Source organism: Caballeronia sp. SL2Y3 (genome assembly GCF_022879575.1).
In the GTDB taxonomy this organism is placed as follows: Bacteria; Pseudomonadota; Gammaproteobacteria; order Burkholderiales; family Burkholderiaceae; genus Caballeronia.
Window position 1 is genome coordinate 1,127,970 of the sequence record NZ_CP084260.1, and the last position, 17,693, is coordinate 1,145,662.

Consider the following 17,693-nt stretch of genomic DNA (forward strand, 5'->3'; position numbering starts at 1 on the left):
TCAGAGAATCGGGGAAAAGAGCCGGGCGACGTGCATCGCCATACGCCGCCAGAACGCGGCGCCGCGATAGTCGTTGCCGTCGATCTCGTACGCATGCGCGAAGTCCACGAGCAGCATGCTCTCCACTTCGCGGGCGAAGTCGTGATCGACGGTCAGTACGGTGATCTCGAAGTTCAGCCGGAAGGAGCGGTTGTCGAGATTGGCGCTGCCGACCGACGCGGCGATGTCGTCGACGAGCACGACCTTCTGGTGCAGAAAGCCCGGCTTGTAGCGGAAGATACGCACGCCCGCCTGCACAAGATCGTACGCGTACAGCTTCGACGCGGCGAACACTACGCGATGATCGCGCCGGCTCGGAATGAGAATGCGCACGTCCACGCCGCGCATCACGGCGAGTCTCAGCGCGGAGAACACGGCTTCGTCGGGGATCAGATACGGCGACGTGATCCAGATCCGCTCGCGCGCCGCGTTGATCGCCTCGACGAAGAAGAGCGAGCAGGTCTCCTGTTTGTCGGCGGGGCCGCTCGAAAGCACCATGCAATGCATGTTCTCGTCCGCATGCGACGCGGGGCCGAGTTCGGGCAGGCGCTGCGTCGCCCAGTACCAGTCTTCGGTGAAGACGAACTGAATGCTGGCGATCGCCGGCCCGCGCACTTCGACATGCGTGTCGCGCCACGGCGAAAGCCGCGGGTTGCCGCCGAGATACTCGACGCCCACGTTGTGTCCGCCGACGAATGCGCGCTTGCCGTCGACGACCACGATCTTCCGATGATTGCGGAAGTTGATCTGAAAGCGGTGCACGAACTTGCGCTTGGTCGCGAACGGATGCGCTTCGACGCCGCCGGCACGCAGCGCATGCACGTAGCGATGCGGCAGGTCGAAGCTGCCGATGCTGTCGTAGAGGAAATAGACGCGCACGCCGGCTTTCGCTTTGGCGATAAGCGCGTCCTTCAGCATCTCGCCGAGCGCGTCGGCGCGCACGATGAAGAACTGCACGACGACATACTGTTCGGCCGCTTCGATGGCTTCCAGGATCGCGGAAAACGTCGCGTCGCCGTTCACCAGCACGCGCACGGCGTTGCCGCGCAGAAACGGCATGCCGGAGAGTCGTTGCAGCGTGCGGATGGTCGGATTGCCGAGGTAGCGCGCGGGGCCGGGGTCGAGTTCGCCGCGCGCGCCCGAAGCGTCGACGAGCGCCGTGCCTGTCGTTGGAGCGTCGCTGCGGTCGGTCGAATCCCACTCGGTCGGCTTTGTGCGGTTGCGCAGGATCTCGATTTCCAGCCGGCGCTCGTCGATATAACCGGCGAACTTGCTGCGCCCGAGAAAGAGATACGGAATGAGCGTGAGATACGGCATCGCGACGAGCGAGACCGCCCACGCGACCGCGCCTTGCGAGGTCCGCGTATTGATGATGGCGTGGACGGCCGCGATCACGCCGAGCACATGCGCGGCCATCACGAGCGTGCCGACGTGGAGCCAGTCTGCTGCTTGCATAGATGCGTTCGGTTCGGAGCTTGATGCGCGCGAATCGGCGCGAAGCCAGACGACGAACACCGCCGCGAGCCGCGGCGGCGATGCCTTATCTTACCGAACCCGCTTACCCAACCTGCTTACCGAACCTGCTTACCGAACCTGACTTGCGCGGCGAATGCCGCTCAGGCGGGAAGGTCCGCCGCCTGAATCAGGAACACGTTGTCGTCGCCGGCGCTGGTCGACAGCCAGACGAGATCGAGCCCGCCGAGCGCGGCCTCGACGTTCGCCCGCTCGTTGCCGATTTCGACGACGAGCACGCCGTCTTCGGTCAGCCACTTGCCAGCCTCGCGCACGATGCGCCGCACGACGTCCATGCCGTCCGCGCCGCCCGCGAGCGCGAGTTCGGGCTCGTGACGGTATTCCTCGGGCAGCGCCTGCATCGCGGCCGCGTTCACGTACGGCGGGTTGGTGATGATGACCTCATAGCGGGCCGGCGAAAGCGGCGCGTACAGGTCGCCTTCATGCAGCGCGATGCGGTCCTGCAACGCGTAGTCGTCGACATTGCGGCGCGCGACCGCGAGCGCATCGGCTGAGATGTCGGCGGCATCGATATCGGCGTTCTCGAACGCTTGCGCGGCGAGAATCGCGAGGCACCCGGAGCCGGTGCACAGTTCGAGCACGCGCGTGACGTGGTCCGGATCGGCCACGTACGGTTGCAGCCCGTCCTGCAACAACTCGCCGATGAACGAGCGCGGCACGATCACGCGCTCGTCGACATAGAAGCGATGGCCGTGCATCCACGCTTCCTGCGTGATGTACGCGGCCGGCACGCGTTCCTTGGCGCGGCGCTCGATGACCTGCATGACGGCATCGATTTCGGTGTCGAGCAGGCGGGCGTCCAAGAACGGTTCCAGCGTGTCGAGCGGCAAGTGCAGCGTATGCAGGATCAGATACGCCGCTTCGTCATAGGCGTTGGTCGAGCCGTGACCGAACGAGAGGCCGGCTTCCGTGAAACGCGAGACGCCGAAGCGCAGCAGGTCGCGGACGGTGGTGAAGGGTAGCGCCATCGAAGGCTCCTTGTTTTTTTACGGTAAGGATTTACGCGATCAGTTCTTCGAGCACGCGGCGGTAGACTTTTTTCAGCGGCTCGATGAAGCGCACGTCGACATGTTCGTCGATCTTGTGGATGCTGCCGTTCGGCGGCCCGAACTCGACGACCTGCTCGCAGATGCGCGCGATAAAGCGGCCATCGGACGTGCCGCCCGTAGTGGACAGTTCCGGACGCACGCCGGTTTCATCGTGAATGGCTTTTTCGAGCGCGTTCGACAGCGCGCCGCGCGGCGTCAGGAAGGGCAGGCCGCTCACCGTCCACGTCAGATCGTAGTCGAGCGCGTGTTTGTCGAGAATCGCCTGGACGCGGCTTTGCAGGCCCTCGACCGTGCTCGCCGTCGAGAAGCGGAAGTTGAACATCAGTTCGGCGTGGCCCGGAATGACATTGGTCGCGCCGGTGCCCGAGCGCAGGTTCGACACTTGCCAGGTGGTCGGCGGAAAATATTCGTTGCCGTCGTCCCAGCGTTGCGCGACGAGTTCGGCGAGCGCGGGCGCGAGCAGGTGAATCGGATTGCGCGCGAGATGCGGATAGGCGATATGCCCCTGCACGCCCTTGACGACGAGCTTGCCGGACATGGACCCGCGCCGCCCGTTCTTGACCATGTCGCCGAGCGTCTCGTTCGAGGTCGGCTCGCCGACGATGCAGTAATCGAGCCGCTCGCCGCGCGCCTTCAGCGCTTCGACCACCTTCACGGTGCCGTCGGTGGCGGGGCCTTCCTCGTCGCTCGTGATGAGCAGCGCGAGCGAGCCGCGATGCTGCGGACATTTGGCGATGAACTCTTCGCTCGACACGACGAACGCCGCGAGCGACGTCTTCATGTCCGCGGCGCCGCGCCCGTAGAGCTTGCCGTCGCGATGCGTCGGCGTGAAGGGCGGCGAAGTCCATTGATCGAGCGGGCCGGTCGGCACGACATCGGTGTGTCCGGCGAACGCGAGCAGCTTGCCCGACGCGCCGTCCGTGCCGCGCTTCACGGCCCACAGGTTCGTGACGCCGCCCGACTCGATGGTTTCGCATTCGAAGCCGACGGCGGACAGACGCTCGATCATCAGCGCCTGGCAATGGCGGTCGTCGGGCGTGACGGACGCCCGCTCGATCAGGGCTTCGGTTAGGGACAAGGTGCCGGACATGGTTTCAGCCTGCATTTCTTTCGACAGCGTAAAAAAATGCCGGCGCGGGGCCGGCAAGCGGTTTGGCGTGATGCGACGGCGTGATGTCCAGAGCCATCGCAAAGAGATCACGCGAACAGCGTCTCGTACTGCTCGGCCGAGAAGCCGAGCGTCTTCACGCGGCCGTTCACCACGACGACCGGCCGCTTGATGATCGACGGCTTGTGGATCATCAGCGCGATCGCGCCGGAAGTCGTGTCGGCTTCCGCCTTGTGCACGTCCGAAAGACCGCGCCACGTCGTGCCGCGCTTGTTGATGAGCTGCTCCAGCGGCACGTCCTTCAGCCAGTCCTGCAGCAGCTTCTCGTTCACGCCGGCCTTCTTGAAGTCGTGGAACTCGAACGGCACGCCGTGCTCTTCCAGCCACACGCGCGCCTTCTTCACCGTGTCGCAGTTGGGAATGCCGTACACGACCGTCATGGCATTGGGGCCGCGCGCCACGATCAGTCGCCTCGCAGCAGTTCGTTCAGGCCGACCTTCGCGCGGGTCTTCGCATCGACCTTCTTCACGATCACCGCGCAGTAGAGGCTGTGCGAGCCGTCCTTCGACGGCAGATTGCCCGCCACGACGACCGAGCCCGCCGGAATGCGGCCGTAGCTCACCTGACCGGTTTCGCGGTCATAGATCTTCGTGCTCTGGCCGAGGTAGACGCCCATCGAAATGACCGAGTTCTCCTCGACGATCACGCCTTCCACCACTTCCGAGCGCGCGCCGATGAAGCAGTTGTCCTCGATGATGACCGGGTTCGCCTGCAACGGCTCCAGCACGCCGCCGATGCCCACGCCGCCCGACAGGTGCACGTTCTTGCCGATCTGCGCGCACGAGCCGACGGTGGCCCACGTATCGACCATCGTGCCTTCGTCGACGTAAGCGCCGATGTTGGTGTACGACGGCATCAGCACCACGTTCTTCGCGATGAACGAGCCGCGGCGGGCAATGGCCGGCGGCACCACGCGAAAGCCGCCCGCTGCGAAGTCTTCGGCGGTGTAGTTCGCGAACTTCGAGGGCACCTTGTCGTAGAACTGGCTGTAGCCGCCGGCGGGCATCGGCACGTTGTCTTCGAGGCGGAACGACAGCAGCACGGCCTTCTTGAGCCATTGGTTCACGACCCAGTCGCCGTCGCGCTTCTCGGCGACGCGCAAGGCGCCGCGATCCAGTTGCTCGATGGCGTGCGAGACGGCTTCGCGCACTTCCGCGGGCGCGGCTTTCGCCGACAGCTCGGCGCGGTTTTCCCAGGCGTTGTCGATGATGCTCTGAAGTTGTTCCGACATAGTGATATCAAGGATGGAGAGAGGGACCGGCAGCGCGTTTCAGAACCATTCAGGGCTTGAGCGTGCGGCAGAATTCGACGATGCGGCGGGCGCCTTCGATACATTCATCGGTCCCGGCAACGAGCGCGATACGCACGAACCCTTCGCCGGGATTCGTGCCATGCGCGGGACGAGCGAGATAGGAGCCCGGCAGAACCGTCACATTATAGTCGGCGTACAGGCGCGCGGCGAACTCGGTGTCCGTGAGTCCGGTGCGCGAAACGTTCGCCCAGAGATAGAACGCGGCGTCGGGCAGACGCACGTCGAGCACCTCGGCGAGCATCGGCGTGACCGTGCGGAACTTGCTCGCGTAGAGCGCGCGGTTCTCGCGCACGTGCGCTTCGTCCTGCCACGCGGCGATGCTCGCGCGCTGAAAGACGGTCGAAAGCGCCGCGCCGTGATACGTGCGATACAAGAGGAAGCTCTTGAGCACCGAAGCGTCGCCGGCGACGAAGCCCGAACGCATGCCCGGCACGTTCGATCGCTTCGAGAGGCTCGACAGCATCACGAGGCGCTCGAAGCCGCGGCCCAGCAGACGCGCGGCTTCGAGACCGCCGAGCGGCGGCTGTCCTTCGTCGAAGTAGATCTCGGAATAGCATTCATCAGAGGCGATCACGAAGCCGTGCTTGTCCGAGAGCGCGAAGAGTTCGCGCCAGTTGTCGAGCGTGAGCACCGCGCCCGTCGGGTTGCCGGGCGAGCAGACATAGAGCAGTTGCGTGCGCGCCCAGATGTCGTCGGGGACGGCCGAGTAATCGCACGCGAAGTTGCGCGCGGGGTCGCTATTGACGAAGTACGGTTCCGCGCCCGCGAGCAACGCGGCGCCTTCGTAGATTTGATAGAACGGGTTCGGGCAGAGTACGATCGGCGGTTTCGCGCCCGCGAGCTCGTGCGTGCTGCGGCTGTCGACGACCGTCTGCGCGAGCGCGAACAAGGCTTCGCGCGAGCCGGAAACGGGCAGCACTTCGGTGGCCGCGTCGATCGAAGCGAGCCCGTAGCGCGCCTTCACCCATGCCGCGATGGCTTCGCGCAGCGGCTCGCTGCCGAGCGTCGCCGGATAGGCGGCGAGGCCGCCGAGCGCGTCGATCACCGCGTCGCGGATGGGGGCGGGCGTCGCATGCTTCGGCTCGCCGATGCCGAAGCTGATCGGCGTGAATCCGGCGCGCGGCTCGATGCCCTTGAACAGCACGCGCAGCTTTTCGAAGGGATACGGCTGGAGTTTCTGGAGAAGTGGATTCACGGCGTGTCGATTGAGCGATGAACGTCGGTCGGCGGCGAGCGCCATGCGGCCGCTGCGATATGCATGGCGGCACGAGAAAGACATCAGAGAACGGGCGATTATACCGCGCGCTTTTGCGCTTCACGGCGCGCGGCAGCAAGGACGACAGACGCATGACACGCAGCGAAACCGTATCGAAACGAACGCGCAAAGGAGCGCCGCAATGACGCGCCGCCTGCACGACGCGCTGCCCACGCTCGCCATCATGATCGGCGCTTCCGTGTGGGGCTTCGTCTGGTATCCGATGCGCCTCATCGCATCGATGGGACTCACCGGCACCGCCGCGAGCGCGACGACGAGCGGCGCCGCGTGTCTCTTCGTGCTGCTGCTCAAGCGCCGCTCGATCCGCACGGTGTCGTGGCACTGGCTGCTCGCGTGCCTCGGCTTGGCGGCGGGCGTGACGAGCGTGGGCTTCGTCTGGGGCGCGATCCACGGGCAGGTCATGCGCGTGTTGTTGCTTTTCTATCTGACGCCCGCGTGGACCGCCGTCTTCGCGCATTGCATCTTGCGCGACCGCTTGACGCGCGCCGATGCCGCGCTGTCGCTCTTGTCGCTCGCGGGCGCGGTCACCATGCTCTGGTCGCCCGAACTCGGCGTGCCGCTGCCCGCGAACCTCGCGGAGTGGGCCGGGCTCATGGGTGGCATGGGCTTCGCGATGAGCAACGTGCTCGTCGTGAAGATCACGCGTGTCATGCCGGACATGAAGCCGGAGATGCGCACGGCCGTGATCTTCGGCGGCGCGGCGATCGTGGCGTCGGTCGCCACGTTGTTCGAGCCGATGCCCGCGCCGCCCGCCGCAGCGCAGATGGGCACGGTCGCGTTCATCGTGATCGCGCTGGGCGTCGTGCTCGCGGTCAACAACGTGATCGTGCAGATCGGGCTCGCGCGCGTGCCGGCCAATCGCGCGTCCATCATCATGCTGTTCGAACTCGTGGTGACGGCGCTGTCCTCGTGGCTCATCGCGGGCGAAGTGCCGGGGCCGCGCGAATGGGCGGGCGGCGCGTGCATCGTGGCCGCGTGCGTGCTGTCGGCATGGGCGCACAGGCAGGGGCGCGACGCATCGCAAAGCCCGCCCGGCGAGGCCGAACCCGAAAAGAAATCGACACGCGCGATGGTATGATGGTGTCCGCTCGCGCCGCGGCAGGCGGCGTCCGGCGCGCATGAGACCTTCGTCCGCGACCGGCCGCGCCGCGGCTTGTCTGCCGTTCATCCTCCGTCATTCACTTCAAACAGCGATATCGCCGTGCGTCTGACTTCGATCAAACTCGCTGGTTTCAAGTCCTTCGTCGATCCCACGCATTTCCAGGTCCCCGGCCAGCTGGTCGGCGTCGTCGGGCCGAATGGCTGCGGCAAGTCCAACATCATCGACGCGGTGCGCTGGGTGCTCGGCGAATCGCGCGCATCCGAATTGCGCGGCGAGTCGATGCAGGACGTCATCTTCAACGGCTCCACCGCGCGCAAGCCGGGCAGCCGCGCGAGCGTCGAACTGATCTTCGATAACGCCGACGGCCGCGCCGCCGGTCAATGGAGCGCCTACGGCGAGATTGCCGTCAAGCGCGTGCTCACGCGCGATGGCACCTCCAGCTATTACATCAACAACCTGCCCGCGCGCCGCCGCGACATTCAGGACATCTTTCTCGGCACGGGCCTCGGCCCGCGCGCTTACGCGATCATCGGGCAGGGCATGATCGCGCGGATCATCGAGGCGAAGCCCGAAGACCTGCGCGTGTTCCTCGAAGAAGCCGCGGGCGTGTCGAAGTACAAGGAGCGTCGGCGGGAGACGGAGAATCGTCTGCACGATACGCGCGAGAATCTCACGCGCGTGGAAGACATCGTGCGCGAGCTGACGGCCAATCTGGAGAAGCTGGAAGCGCAGGCCATCGTCGCGACGAAATACAAGGCCTTGCAGACCGAAGGCGAAGAGAAGCAGCGCCTGCTGTGGCTCTTGCGCAAGAACGAGGCGGGCAACGAAGCCGAGCGCCAGCAGCGCGCCATTCGCGACGCGCAGATCGAACTGGAAGCGCAAACGGCGCGTCTGCGCGAAGTGGAAGCCCAACTGGAAACGCTGCGCGTCGCGCACTACAGCGCCAGCGACGCAATGCAGGGCGCGCAGGGCGCGCTTTACGAAGCCAACGCCGAAGTGAGCCGGCTCGAAGCGGAGATCCGCTTCATCGTCGAGTCGCGCAACCGCGTGCAGGCGCAGATCGCCGCGCTCGCCGCGCAGCGCGAGCAATGGCAGATGCAGGCGCAAAAGGCGCGCGACGAAATCGAAACGGCGTCCGAAGCATTGGCCGAAGGCGAAGAGAAGGCCGCGATCGCGCAAGAGAACGCCGCCGCGAAGCACGACGCGCTGCCCGCGCTCGAAGCCCGCTGGCGCGACGCGCAGGCACAGCTGAACGAGGAACGCGCCGGCATCGCGCGGGCGGAGCAGGCGTTGAAGCTCGAAGCCGCGCATCAGCGCAACGCGGACCAGCAGCTTCAGCAATTGCAGCAGCGTCAGGAACGCCTGAAGAACGAAGCGGGCGGCCTCGATGCCCCCGACGAAGCGCAACTCGAAGAACTGCGCATGCAGCTTGCCGAGAACGAAGAGATCTTGGCCGAAGCGCAAGCGCGTCTTGCCGATGCGCAGGAAACCGTCCCGCGCCTCGACGCCGAGCGCCGCGCCGCGCAAGAGCGCGTGCAGGCGGAAAGCGCGCAGATTCATCAGCTGGAAGCACGCCTTGCCGCGCTGAAAGCGTTGCAGGAGAGCGTGCAGACCGAAGGCAAGATCCAGCCGTGGCTCGACAAGCACGAACTCGGCGGGTTGCCGCGTCTGTGGAAGAAGCTGCACGTCGAGGCGGGCTGGGAGCCGGCGCTTGAAGCCGTGCTGCGCGAGCGTCTCGCCGCGCTGGAAGTCTCGAATCTGGACTGGATCAAGGCGTTCGCGAGCGACGCGCCGCCCGCCAAGCTCGCGTTCTTCGCGCCGCCTGTCGCGGGCAAGCCGCTGGACGCGCCGCAAGGCTTGCGGCCGTTGACATCGCTGTTGCGCATCGACGATCCCGGCGTCCGCGCCGTGCTCAACGAATGGCTCGGCAACACGTTCATTGCCGACGACATCGCGCAGGCGCTCGCCATGCGCAATCAGTTGCCCGAAGGCGGCGCGTTCGTTGTGAAGGCCGGGCACATGGTCACGCGCGTCGGCGTGCAACTGTATGCGTCGGATTCCGAGCAGTCGGGCATGCTGGCGCGCGCGCAGGAAATCGAAAACCTCGCGCGGCAAGTGCGCGCGCAAGCGCTGCTCGCGGACGAAGCGAAGGCCAACGCCGTGCGCGCCGACGCGGCTCACACGCATGCATCGCAAGTTCTCGCCGATGCGCGTTCCGCCGCCGAGCGCGCCACGCAGCGCGTCCACGCGTTGCAGATGGACGTGCTCAAGCTCACGCAGGCGCACGAGCGCTACACGCAGCGCAGCACGCAGATCGGCGAGGAACTCGAAGAAATCGCCGCGCAGATCGAAGAACAGCGCGCGCTGCGGGCCGAATCGGAAGCTGCGTTCGAGCAGCATGACGCCGAGATCGCGCAATTGCAGGCGCGCTTCGAAGACAATCAGCTTGCGTTCGAATCGCTCGACGAGGCGCTCACCAACGCACGCCACGAACTGCGCGAACTGGAACGCGCGGCCAGCGACGCGAACTTCGCGGCGCGCGGTCTCGCGGCCAAGATCGAGGAATACAAGCGCAGCATCGACACGGCGCACGAGCAGAGCGAACGCGTCGAAGGCGCGCTGGAAGACGCGCGGGCCGAACTCGAAACCATCAACGCGCAGACCGCGCAGACCGGCTTGCAGGACGCGCTCGAAGTGCGCGCGGCCCGCGAAGAGGCGCTGCACGCGGCGCGCATCGAACTGGACGATCTCACCGCGCGGCTGCGTCAGGCCGACGAGCAGCGTCTTCAGACCGAGCGGTCGCTTCAGCCGCTGCGCGACAAGATCAACGAATTGCAGTTGAAGGAGCAGGCGGCGCGCATCAGCGGCGAGCAGTTCGCCGAGCAGTTGCAGGCTGCGGGCGTCGACGAAGCCGAATTGCAGGCGAAGCTCACGCCCGACATGAAGCCGTCGTACCTGCAAGGCGAAGTCACGCGCCTGAACAATGCCGTGATCGCGCTCGGGCCGGTCAACATGGCCGCGCTCGAAGAACTGGCGGCCGCGACCGAGCGCAAGCACTTCCTCGACGCGCAGTCGGCCGATCTGAACAACGCCATCGGCACGCTGGAAGACGCGATCCAGAAGATCGACCAGGAAACGCGCGCGCTGTTGCAAGGCACCTTCGACGAAGTGAACCGCCATTTCGGCGAGCTGTTCCCGCGCCTCTTCGGCGGCGGGCAGGCGAAGCTCATCATGACGGGCGACGAAATTCTCGACGCGGGCGTGCAGGTCATGGCGCAGCCGCCCGGCAAGAAGAACTCCACAATTCACCTGCTCTCGGGCGGCGAAAAGGCGCTCACCGCGACCGCGCTCGTCTTCGCGATGTTCCAGCTGAATCCCGCGCCGTTCTGTCTGCTGGACGAAGTGGACGCGCCGCTCGACGACGCGAACACGGAACGCTTCGCCAACCTGGTGCGGGCCATGTCGAGCAAGACCCAATTCCTCTTCATCTCGCACAACAAGATTGCGATGGAGATGGCGCAGCAACTGATCGGCGTCACGATGCAGGAGCAGGGCGTGTCGCGCATCGTCGCGGTGGATATGGAATCCGCCGCGGGGTTCGCGCAGAACGGCTGACCCGGTTTTTTGAATGACGGCCGGACGTTGAGCCGGCCAGGCGCGCAGGCGCGGAGTGGCGTGCATCGGATGCGCGCGACAGATCGCGCGGCGCTTCGTAACTCAAAAGAATGATGGAGCGTGCATGGACGAGTTGACACTCGGATTGATCGGAGCGGGAGCTGTCGTGGTCGGCGGCGTGGTGGTGTACAACGCGTGGCAGAGCGCGAAAGTGCGGCGCAAGATGCCGCGCCCGATGCCCGACGAAGCCGCCGATGCGCTCGCGCGCCAGGAAACCGACGACGAGCAGCCGTTCATCGAGCCGGTGCGCCCGGCGCGGCGCGAGCCTCTCGCGGCCGATGCACAGGAAGACGCGCGCGTCGAACCGAGCTTCGGCGGTGCGTCTGTATCGACCGAGCCTGCGGCGGTCACGCCAGCCGTCGCGCCGGCGGATACGCCCGTCGATCTGCAGGCCGAAGCGACCTCCGCGAACGGCGTCGCCGATGAACCCGCGGTCGTAGAAGAAGACGAGCGCAGCGAGCCGGTCATGCCCGCCGCCACGACCATATCTTCGACGCCGCCCGCTGTCGTCGACCGGCGCATCGACTGCGTCGTGCCGATCCGGCTCGCGGCGCCCGTGGCCGGCGACCGCGTGATTCCGCTCGCGCAGCGGCTGCGTCGCGCGGGCACGAAGCCCGTGACCATCGAAGGCAAGGCCGAAGGCGAGAGCACTTGGGAACTGTTGCGCCACGGCGTGCGCTATGAGGAACTGCGCGCGGCGGCCCAACTCGCCAACCGCAGCGGTCCGCTGAACGAACTCGAGTTCTCGGAGTTCGTGACGGGCGTGCAGCGTCTCGCGGACGCCATCGACGGCGCGCCCGAATTTCCCGACATGATGGAAACCGTCGGCATGGCGCGCGAGCTGGACGCGTTCGCCGCCCAGTGCGACGCGCAGCTGTCCATCAACATTCTCTCCGACGGCGCGCCGTGGTCCGCGAATTACGTGCAGGCGGTGGCCTCGCAAGACGGCTTGCTGCTGTCGCGCGACGGCACGCGCTTCGTCAAGCTCGACGCGAAGCAGAATCCGGTGTTCATGCTCCAGTTCGGCGACACCAATTTCTTGCGCGACGACCTCACGTACAAGGGCGGCCAGATGATTACGCTGGTGCTCGACGTGCCCGTTGCCGACGAAGATATTCTGCCGTTCCGCCTGATGTGCGATTACGCGAAGTCGCTGTCCGAGCGCATCGGGGCGCGCGTGGTCGACGATCAGCGTCGCCCGTTGCCGGAATCGGCGCTGCTCGCCATCGAGAAACAGCTAATGACGCTGTACGCGAAGCTGGAGCAGGCGGGCATGCCGGCCGGGTCGCCCGCCACGCGCAGGTTGTTCAGCCAGTAAGCGCAGCGTTCGCAGCCTGCATGTCGTGTCGCGATTGCGCCCCGCTTCGGGGCGCTTTGCGTTGATACGCGCCGCCAGATGTGCACGCGGCCTAGACCTTTCGGCCGATGCCGCGACGACCGATCTTCTGAGACAATCGAACGGTCGGTCCAACTGACTCATTTCATTCCTCGAAAGCCGCATGTCCGCAAAAACCAAAGCCGAATCCGCCGCCACCGCCAAGTCGCTCGCGCCCGTGCCCAGCGCCGACCGGCCGGAGGAGCGCGCCGCGTGGCTGCGCGCGGAGCTCGAGCGCGCGAACTACGCGTACTACGTGCTCGACCAGCCGGATTTGCCCGACGCCGAATACGACACGCTCTTCAAGGAGTTGCAGGGCATCGAGGCGGCGCATCCGGAACTCGTCACGCCGGATTCGCCGACGCAGCGCGTGGGCGGCCAGGTCGCCGAAGGTTTCGCGCCGGTCGTCCACGACGTGCCGATGCTGTCGCTCAACAACGGTTTCGCGGACGAAGACATCGCCGCGTTCGACAAACGCGTGTCCGACGCGCTCGGCCACGCGCCGGTGCAGTACGCGTGCGAATTGAAATTCGACGGACTGGCCATCTCCCTGCGCTATGACGACGGCCGCTTTGTGCAGGCGTCGACGCGCGGCGACGGCGCGACTGGCGAGGACGTGACGGCCAACGTGCGGACTATCCGCTCGATCCCGCTGACGCTCAAAGGCGCGAATGTGCCGAAGCGTCTCGACGTGCGCGGCGAAGTGCTGATGTTCAAGCGCGACTTCGACCGGCTGAATGCCCGCCAGCGCGACGCCGGACAGCGCGAGTTTGCGAATCCGCGTAACGCGGCGGCGGGCAGCCTGCGCCAGCTCGACCCGAAGATGACGGCGCAGCGGCCGTTGTCGTTCTTCGCGTACGGCATCGGCGTGCTCGAAGGCGCTCAGATGCCCGACACGCACGCGGCGCTCCTCGACTGGTACCGCGAAATGGGGCTGCCGGTCAACGCGGAGCGCGGCGTGGTCGAAGGCGCGGAAGGCTTGCTGGGTTTTTTCCGCAAGACCGGCGAGAAGCGCGAGAAGCTGCCGTACGACATCGACGGCGTCGTGTACAAGGTCAACCGGCGCGACGAGCAGGACAAGCTCGGCTTCGTCTCGCGCGCGCCGCGCTTCGCGCTCGCGCACAAGTTCCCGGCGCAGGAAGCCCTCACGCAACTCGTGGCCATCGACGTGCAGGTCGGCAGAACGGGCGCGATCACGCCGGTGGCGCGGCTCACGCCGGTGTTCGTCGGCGGCGCGACGGTGACCAACGCGACGCTGCATAACGAAGACGAAGTGCGCCGCAAGGACATCCGCATTGGCGACACGGTGACCGTGCGCCGCGCGGGCGATGTGATCCCGGAGGTCGTCGGCGCGATACTCGAACGCCGTCCTGCCGACGCCCGCGAGTTCGTCATGCCGACGCAATGCCCGGTCTGCGGCTCGAAGATCGAGCGCCTGCCGGACGAAGCCGTGGCGCGCTGCACGGGCGGGCTCTTCTGTCCGGCGCAACGCAAGCAGGCGCTGCGGCATTTCGCGCAGCGCCGCGCGCTCGACATCGACGGTCTCGGCGAGAAGATCATCGACCAGTTGGTGGAGCAGAACCTCGTGCGCACGCCTGCGGATCTGTTCAATCTCGGCTTTTCGACGCTCGCGGCGCTCGACCGTTTCGCCGACAAGTCGGCGCAGAACCTGCTCGATTCGCTCGAAAAGGCGCGACATACGACGCTGCCGCGTTTCATCTACGCGCTCGGCATCCGGCATGTCGGCGAATCGACGGCGAAGGACCTCGCGAAGCACTTCGGCTCGCTAGATCCGATCATGGCGGCATCGGTCGAACAGTTGTTGGAAGTCAACGATGTCGGCCCGGTCGTCGCTGAAGCCATTCACAACTTTTTCAGCGAAGCGCATAACCAGCACGTGATCGAGCAGTTGCGCGCCAAGGTGTCGTGGCCGGAAGGGCCGCCCGCGCCGAAAGCGCCGCAGGGGGCGCTCGCCGGCAAGACGGTAGTCCTGACGGGCACGCTGCCCACGCTCTCGCGCGAGGAAGCGAAGGAAATGCTGGAGGCGGCGGGCGCGAAAGTGGCCGGTTCCGTCTCGAAAAAGACCGACTACGTGGTGGCGGGCGCGGAGGCGGGCAGCAAGCTCGCCAAGGCGGAGGAACTCGGGGTTCCCGTCGTCGACGAAGACGGCATGAAGAAGCTATTGGAAGGAGTCACTCCATGATCCGGGAAATTCTCAAGATGGGCGATCCGCGTCTTTTGCGCATTGCTCAGCCTGTCGAACATTTCGACACGCCGGAACTGCACACGCTCGTGCAGGACATGTTCGACACGATGCGCGACGCGAACGGCGCGGGACTCGCCGCGCCGCAGATCGGCGTCGATCTGCAGGTGGTCATCTTCGGCTTCGGGCACAACGAGCGTTATCCGGACGCGCCGCCCGTGCCGGAGACGGTGCTCATCAATCCGATCATCACGCCGAACGGGCACGACATGGAGGAGGGCTGGGAAGGCTGTCTTTCGGTGCCGGGGCTGCGCGGGGCGGTGCAGCGGTTCTCAATGATTCGCTACCAGGGCTTCGATCAGTACGGCAACGCGATCGAACGGCTCGCGGAAGGCTTTCATGCGCGCGTCGTGCAGCACGAGTGCGATCATCTGATCGGCAAGCTGTATCCCATGCGCATCACCGACTTCTCGAAGTTCGGCTTCACCGAAGTGCTTTTTCCGGGGCTCGACCCGCGCGACGACTGAACCGACCGATTCAGGCACCGCCCACGAAAAAACCCGCTTGCTGCAAGCGGGTTTTTTCGTTCAGGCCAACGTTTCAGGGTCGCGCGCGGTGTCGGGCTGGCGAAAGAGCGCGACGTGCTTGGGATTGGCGGAGCCTTGCAGACGGCCGTCGGGCAGGCGGGCGAACACCATCTCTCCGATGCCGGGGCTCGTCACGACGACTTCATCACGCAGGGCGAGCAAGGCTTCGAGCCGTCGTCGGCCGCTCACGATTTCAAGACCGGTTTCCGTCGCACGAACGATGATTTCAACTGACATGGCCATTCTCCTTGAAGCGTTGATGCTGATTGCCGTTATTCCGGTGCCCGTCCTCGACGCGTTGAGGCTGTCAAAAGTGCTCGGACATTCCGTACCTAACGGACATTTGACCGATTTTCTTTAGCCTAAATGTGAACAAAATAAAACGGCGCGATCGATAAGCGATCGCGCCGTTTTTGGACTTCGGATGTCGCGTTTTTGCGACGTGTGATGAATCAGAACGTCTCGTTGGGTGCGAGATAACGCCACTGGCCGGGCGGCAGCGCACCGAGCGTCACGCGTCCCATGCGAATGCGTTTCAGGCCGACGACTTCCAGCCCGACGAGCTCGCACATGCGGCGAATCTGACGTTTCTTGCCTTCGCGCAGCACGAAGCGAAGCTGTTCGCCGTTTTGCCAGCTCACCTGGGCGGTCTTGAGCGGCACGCCGTCGAGTTCCAGGCCGTGACGCAGCAGCGCGAGTTTCTCCGCGGGCAGGTGCTGGTCGACATCGACGGTATGCTCGCCGTAGCGCACGCGCACGAGGTACTCCTTGTCCACTTCGGAGTGCCCGCCGATCAGCTGCTTCGCGATGCGGCCGTCCTGCGTCAGGACGAGCAGGCCTGTGGAGTCGATATCCAGACGGCCCGCCGGCGCGAGCGTGCGCAGATGTCCCGGCGAGAAACGAATTCCCGAGCGGTCTTCGTCCCAGTGATTCGACGGGTTGATGAGCGTGACGGCAGGCTCGTAGCCGTCTTCGGCCTGACCCGACACGTAGCCGACGGGCTTGTGCAAGAGGATGGTCACTAGTTGCGACTGCGCCGAGCGGGCGGCGGGCAGAATCTCGATGTTCTGATCCGGGCGAATGCGCGAACCTAGCGTGTCGATCACTTCGCCATCGACCAGCACCCAGCCCTTTTCGATCCACTCGTCGGCCTCGCGGCGCGAACACAGGCCGAGTTCGGACATGACTTTCGACAGGCGAACGAGGTTGTCGCCGTGAGCGTGGGGTTTCTTGGGGGCTCCTTCGTTGGTTGCTAAGGCCGCTCGCGGAGCGTCGCCGTGCGTTTTCGATGAGCGACGGTCGTCTGTGCGGGAATCGCGTGCTTCAGTCGGTTTGCGGGGGCCGCGGTCGCCGAATGACGGGCGGGAGTCGTCGCTGCGAGAATCGCGGCCGCCGCGCGCTTCGGCCGGCCGACGCGGGCCGCGATCGCCGAAAGTCGGGCGCGGGTCGTCGCTGCGTTGCTTGAACGGGCGGCGGTCGTCGCTGCGGGAATCGCGATCGTCGCGTCCTTCGGCCGCTCGACGCGGGCCGCGGTCGCCGAACGCTGGACGCGAATCATCGCCGCGAGGTTTGAAAGCACGCTGCTCGTCGGAACGCGAATCGCGGTCGCCGCGCGCTTCAGCCGCTCGACGCGGACCGCGATCGCCCACAGCACGCGACTCATCGCCGCGTGGTTTGAACGGACGGCGTTCGTCGCTGAGGGAATGTCGCTCACCGTGTCCTTCAGCCGCCCGACGCGGACCGCCGCGATCGCCGAACGCAGCCCGCGAATCACCGGCGCGCGGTTTGAAAGCACGCCGCTCGTCGGAACGCGAATCGCGCTCACCGCGTCCTTCAGCCGCCCGACGCGGACCGCGATCGCCAAAAGCCGGTCGCGAATCATCGCCGCGCGGCTTAAAAGCACGCCGCTCGTCGGAACGCGATTCGCGATCGCCGCGTCCTTCAGTCGCTCGACGCGGACCACGATCGCCCACAGCACGCGAATCATCGCCGCGTGGTTTGAACGGACGGCGTTCGTCGCTGCGGGAATCGCTGTTGCCGCGCGCTTCCGCCGGCCGACGCGGGCCGCGATCACCGAATGCCGGGCGCGAATCATCCCCGCGTGGTTTGAACGGACGGCGCTCGTCGCTGCGGGAATGTCGCTCGCCGTGTCCTTCAGCCGCCCGACGCGGACCGCGATCGCCAAACGCAGCACGCGACTCATCCCCACGCGGTTTGAAAGCACGCCGCTCATCGCCGCGCGTATCGCGATTGCGATCCCCAGCCGCATCACGCGGCTTGAAAGCACGCCGCTCGCCCGACGCCTCCGACCGTCCGGTCGACCCCGCCCGCGCATCGGCCGGCTTTCCGCGCTTGACCAGCGGCTTCTCAGGCG

General features: G+C 65.9%; 14 protein-coding genes. 5 read left to right on the forward strand and 9 right to left on the reverse strand.

What is annotated here, in order from left to right; all coding sequences use genetic code 11:
* The 6 genes from cls to dapC all read right to left on the reverse strand — a co-directional run bounded on the left by cls (window position 1) and on the right by dapC (window position 6,341).
* A complete protein-coding gene (cls, locus tag LDZ26_RS05315) occupies window positions 1-1,494 on the reverse strand; it encodes a cardiolipin synthase (protein ID WP_244848973.1) in 1,494 nt (497 codons plus the stop codon).
* 161 nt (window positions 1,495-1,655) lie between these two features.
* Complete coding sequence (gene prmB, locus LDZ26_RS05320; protein ID WP_244848489.1) at window positions 1,656-2,540, reverse strand: 50S ribosomal protein L3 N(5)-glutamine methyltransferase; 885 nt, start codon at window positions 2,538-2,540, stop codon at window positions 1,656-1,658.
* 31 nt (window positions 2,541-2,571) lie between these two features.
* Window positions 2,572-3,711, reverse strand: coding sequence for a succinyl-diaminopimelate desuccinylase (dapE, locus tag LDZ26_RS05325; RefSeq protein ID WP_244848490.1), 1,140 nt, complete (start codon window positions 3,709-3,711; stop codon window positions 2,572-2,574).
* Between the two features lie 107 nt (window positions 3,712-3,818).
* Window positions 3,819-4,190 (reverse strand): ArsC family reductase, encoded by a 372-nt coding sequence (locus LDZ26_RS05330; protein ID WP_175940121.1) that lies wholly within the window; start codon window positions 4,188-4,190, stop codon window positions 3,819-3,821.
* Between the two features lie 2 nt (window positions 4,191-4,192).
* Window positions 4,193-5,020 carry a 2,3,4,5-tetrahydropyridine-2,6-dicarboxylate N-succinyltransferase gene (dapD, locus tag LDZ26_RS05335; RefSeq protein ID WP_244848491.1) on the reverse strand — a complete coding sequence of 276 codons (828 nt, stop codon included), beginning with the start codon at window positions 5,018-5,020 and terminating at the stop codon, window positions 4,193-4,195.
* Window positions 5,021-5,069: 49 nt separating this feature from the next.
* On the reverse strand, window positions 5,070-6,341 hold the full coding sequence (gene dapC / locus LDZ26_RS05340) for a succinyldiaminopimelate transaminase (RefSeq protein ID WP_244848492.1): 1,272 nt from the start codon (window positions 6,339-6,341) through the stop codon (window positions 5,070-5,072).
* A gap of 157 nt (window positions 6,342-6,498) precedes the next feature.
* Between dapC and LDZ26_RS05345 the strand changes: the two genes are divergently transcribed.
* From LDZ26_RS05345 to def, 5 genes are all read left to right on the forward strand, one after another.
* Entirely contained in the window at window positions 6,499-7,455 is a 957-nt protein-coding gene (locus LDZ26_RS05345; protein WP_244848493.1) for a DMT family transporter, read from the forward strand.
* Between the two features lie 123 nt (window positions 7,456-7,578).
* Window positions 7,579-11,094 (forward strand): chromosome segregation protein SMC, encoded by a 3,516-nt coding sequence (gene smc, locus LDZ26_RS05350; RefSeq protein ID WP_244848494.1) that lies wholly within the window; start codon window positions 7,579-7,581, stop codon window positions 11,092-11,094.
* Between the two features lie 124 nt (window positions 11,095-11,218).
* Window positions 11,219-12,472 carry a cell division protein ZipA C-terminal FtsZ-binding domain-containing protein gene (locus LDZ26_RS05355; protein WP_244848495.1) on the forward strand — a complete coding sequence of 418 codons (1,254 nt, stop codon included), beginning with the start codon at window positions 11,219-11,221 and terminating at the stop codon, window positions 12,470-12,472.
* 181 nt (window positions 12,473-12,653) lie between these two features.
* Window positions 12,654-14,732 carry an NAD-dependent DNA ligase LigA gene (gene ligA / locus LDZ26_RS05360; RefSeq protein ID WP_244848496.1) on the forward strand — a complete coding sequence of 693 codons (2,079 nt, stop codon included), beginning with the start codon at window positions 12,654-12,656 and terminating at the stop codon, window positions 14,730-14,732.
* Window positions 14,729-15,259 (forward strand): peptide deformylase, encoded by a 531-nt coding sequence (def, locus tag LDZ26_RS05365; RefSeq protein WP_244848497.1) that lies wholly within the window; start codon window positions 14,729-14,731, stop codon window positions 15,257-15,259. Before ligA ends, def begins: the two co-directional genes overlap by 4 nt.
* 60 nt (window positions 15,260-15,319) lie before the next feature.
* On the opposite strand, the gene LDZ26_RS05370 is transcribed toward def, so the two are convergent.
* The 3 genes from LDZ26_RS05370 to LDZ26_RS25645 all read right to left on the reverse strand — a co-directional run bounded on the left by LDZ26_RS05370 (window position 15,320) and on the right by LDZ26_RS25645 (window position 17,093).
* Window positions 15,320-15,556 carry a hypothetical protein gene (locus LDZ26_RS05370; RefSeq protein WP_244848498.1) on the reverse strand — a complete coding sequence of 79 codons (237 nt, stop codon included), beginning with the start codon at window positions 15,554-15,556 and terminating at the stop codon, window positions 15,320-15,322.
* Window positions 15,557-15,771: 215 nt separating this feature from the next.
* Window positions 15,772-16,515, reverse strand: a complete 744-nt coding sequence (locus tag LDZ26_RS25640; RefSeq protein ID WP_350029192.1) for an rRNA pseudouridine synthase — start codon at window positions 16,513-16,515, stop codon at window positions 15,772-15,774.
* Window positions 16,516-16,571: 56 nt separating this feature from the next.
* On the reverse strand, window positions 16,572-17,093 hold the full coding sequence (locus LDZ26_RS25645) for a hypothetical protein (protein ID WP_370650680.1): 522 nt from the start codon (window positions 17,091-17,093) through the stop codon (window positions 16,572-16,574).
* Window positions 17,094-17,693 lie beyond the last annotated feature (600 nt).

What these genes read in the sequence shown, in the direction of transcription:
- ligA (WP_244848496.1), top strand. Translation starts at nt 12,654, where the DNA reads ATGTCCGCAAAAACCAAAGCCGAATCCGCCGCCACCGCCAAGTCGCTC.
- dapD (WP_244848491.1), bottom strand. Translation starts at nt 5,020, where the DNA reads ATGTCGGAACAACTTCAGAGCATCATCGACAACGCCTGGGAAAACCGC.
- LDZ26_RS05370 (WP_244848498.1), bottom strand. Translation starts at nt 15,556, where the DNA reads ATGTCAGTTGAAATCATCGTTCGTGCGACGGAAACCGGTCTTGAAATC.
- LDZ26_RS05355 (WP_244848495.1), top strand. Translation starts at nt 11,219, where the DNA reads ATGGACGAGTTGACACTCGGATTGATCGGAGCGGGAGCTGTCGTGGTC.
- dapE (WP_244848490.1), bottom strand. Translation starts at nt 3,711, where the DNA reads ATGTCCGGCACCTTGTCCCTAACCGAAGCCCTGATCGAGCGGGCGTCC.
- dapC (WP_244848492.1), bottom strand. Translation starts at nt 6,341, where the DNA reads ATGGCGCTCGCCGCCGACCGACGTTCATCGCTCAATCGACACGCCGTG.
- def (WP_244848497.1), top strand. Translation starts at nt 14,729, where the DNA reads ATGATCCGGGAAATTCTCAAGATGGGCGATCCGCGTCTTTTGCGCATT.
- LDZ26_RS05345 (WP_244848493.1), top strand. Translation starts at nt 6,499, where the DNA reads ATGACGCGCCGCCTGCACGACGCGCTGCCCACGCTCGCCATCATGATC.
- prmB (WP_244848489.1), bottom strand. Translation starts at nt 2,540, where the DNA reads ATGGCGCTACCCTTCACCACCGTCCGCGACCTGCTGCGCTTCGGCGTC.
- cls (WP_244848973.1), bottom strand. Translation starts at nt 1,494, where the DNA reads ATGCAAGCAGCAGACTGGCTCCACGTCGGCACGCTCGTGATGGCCGCG.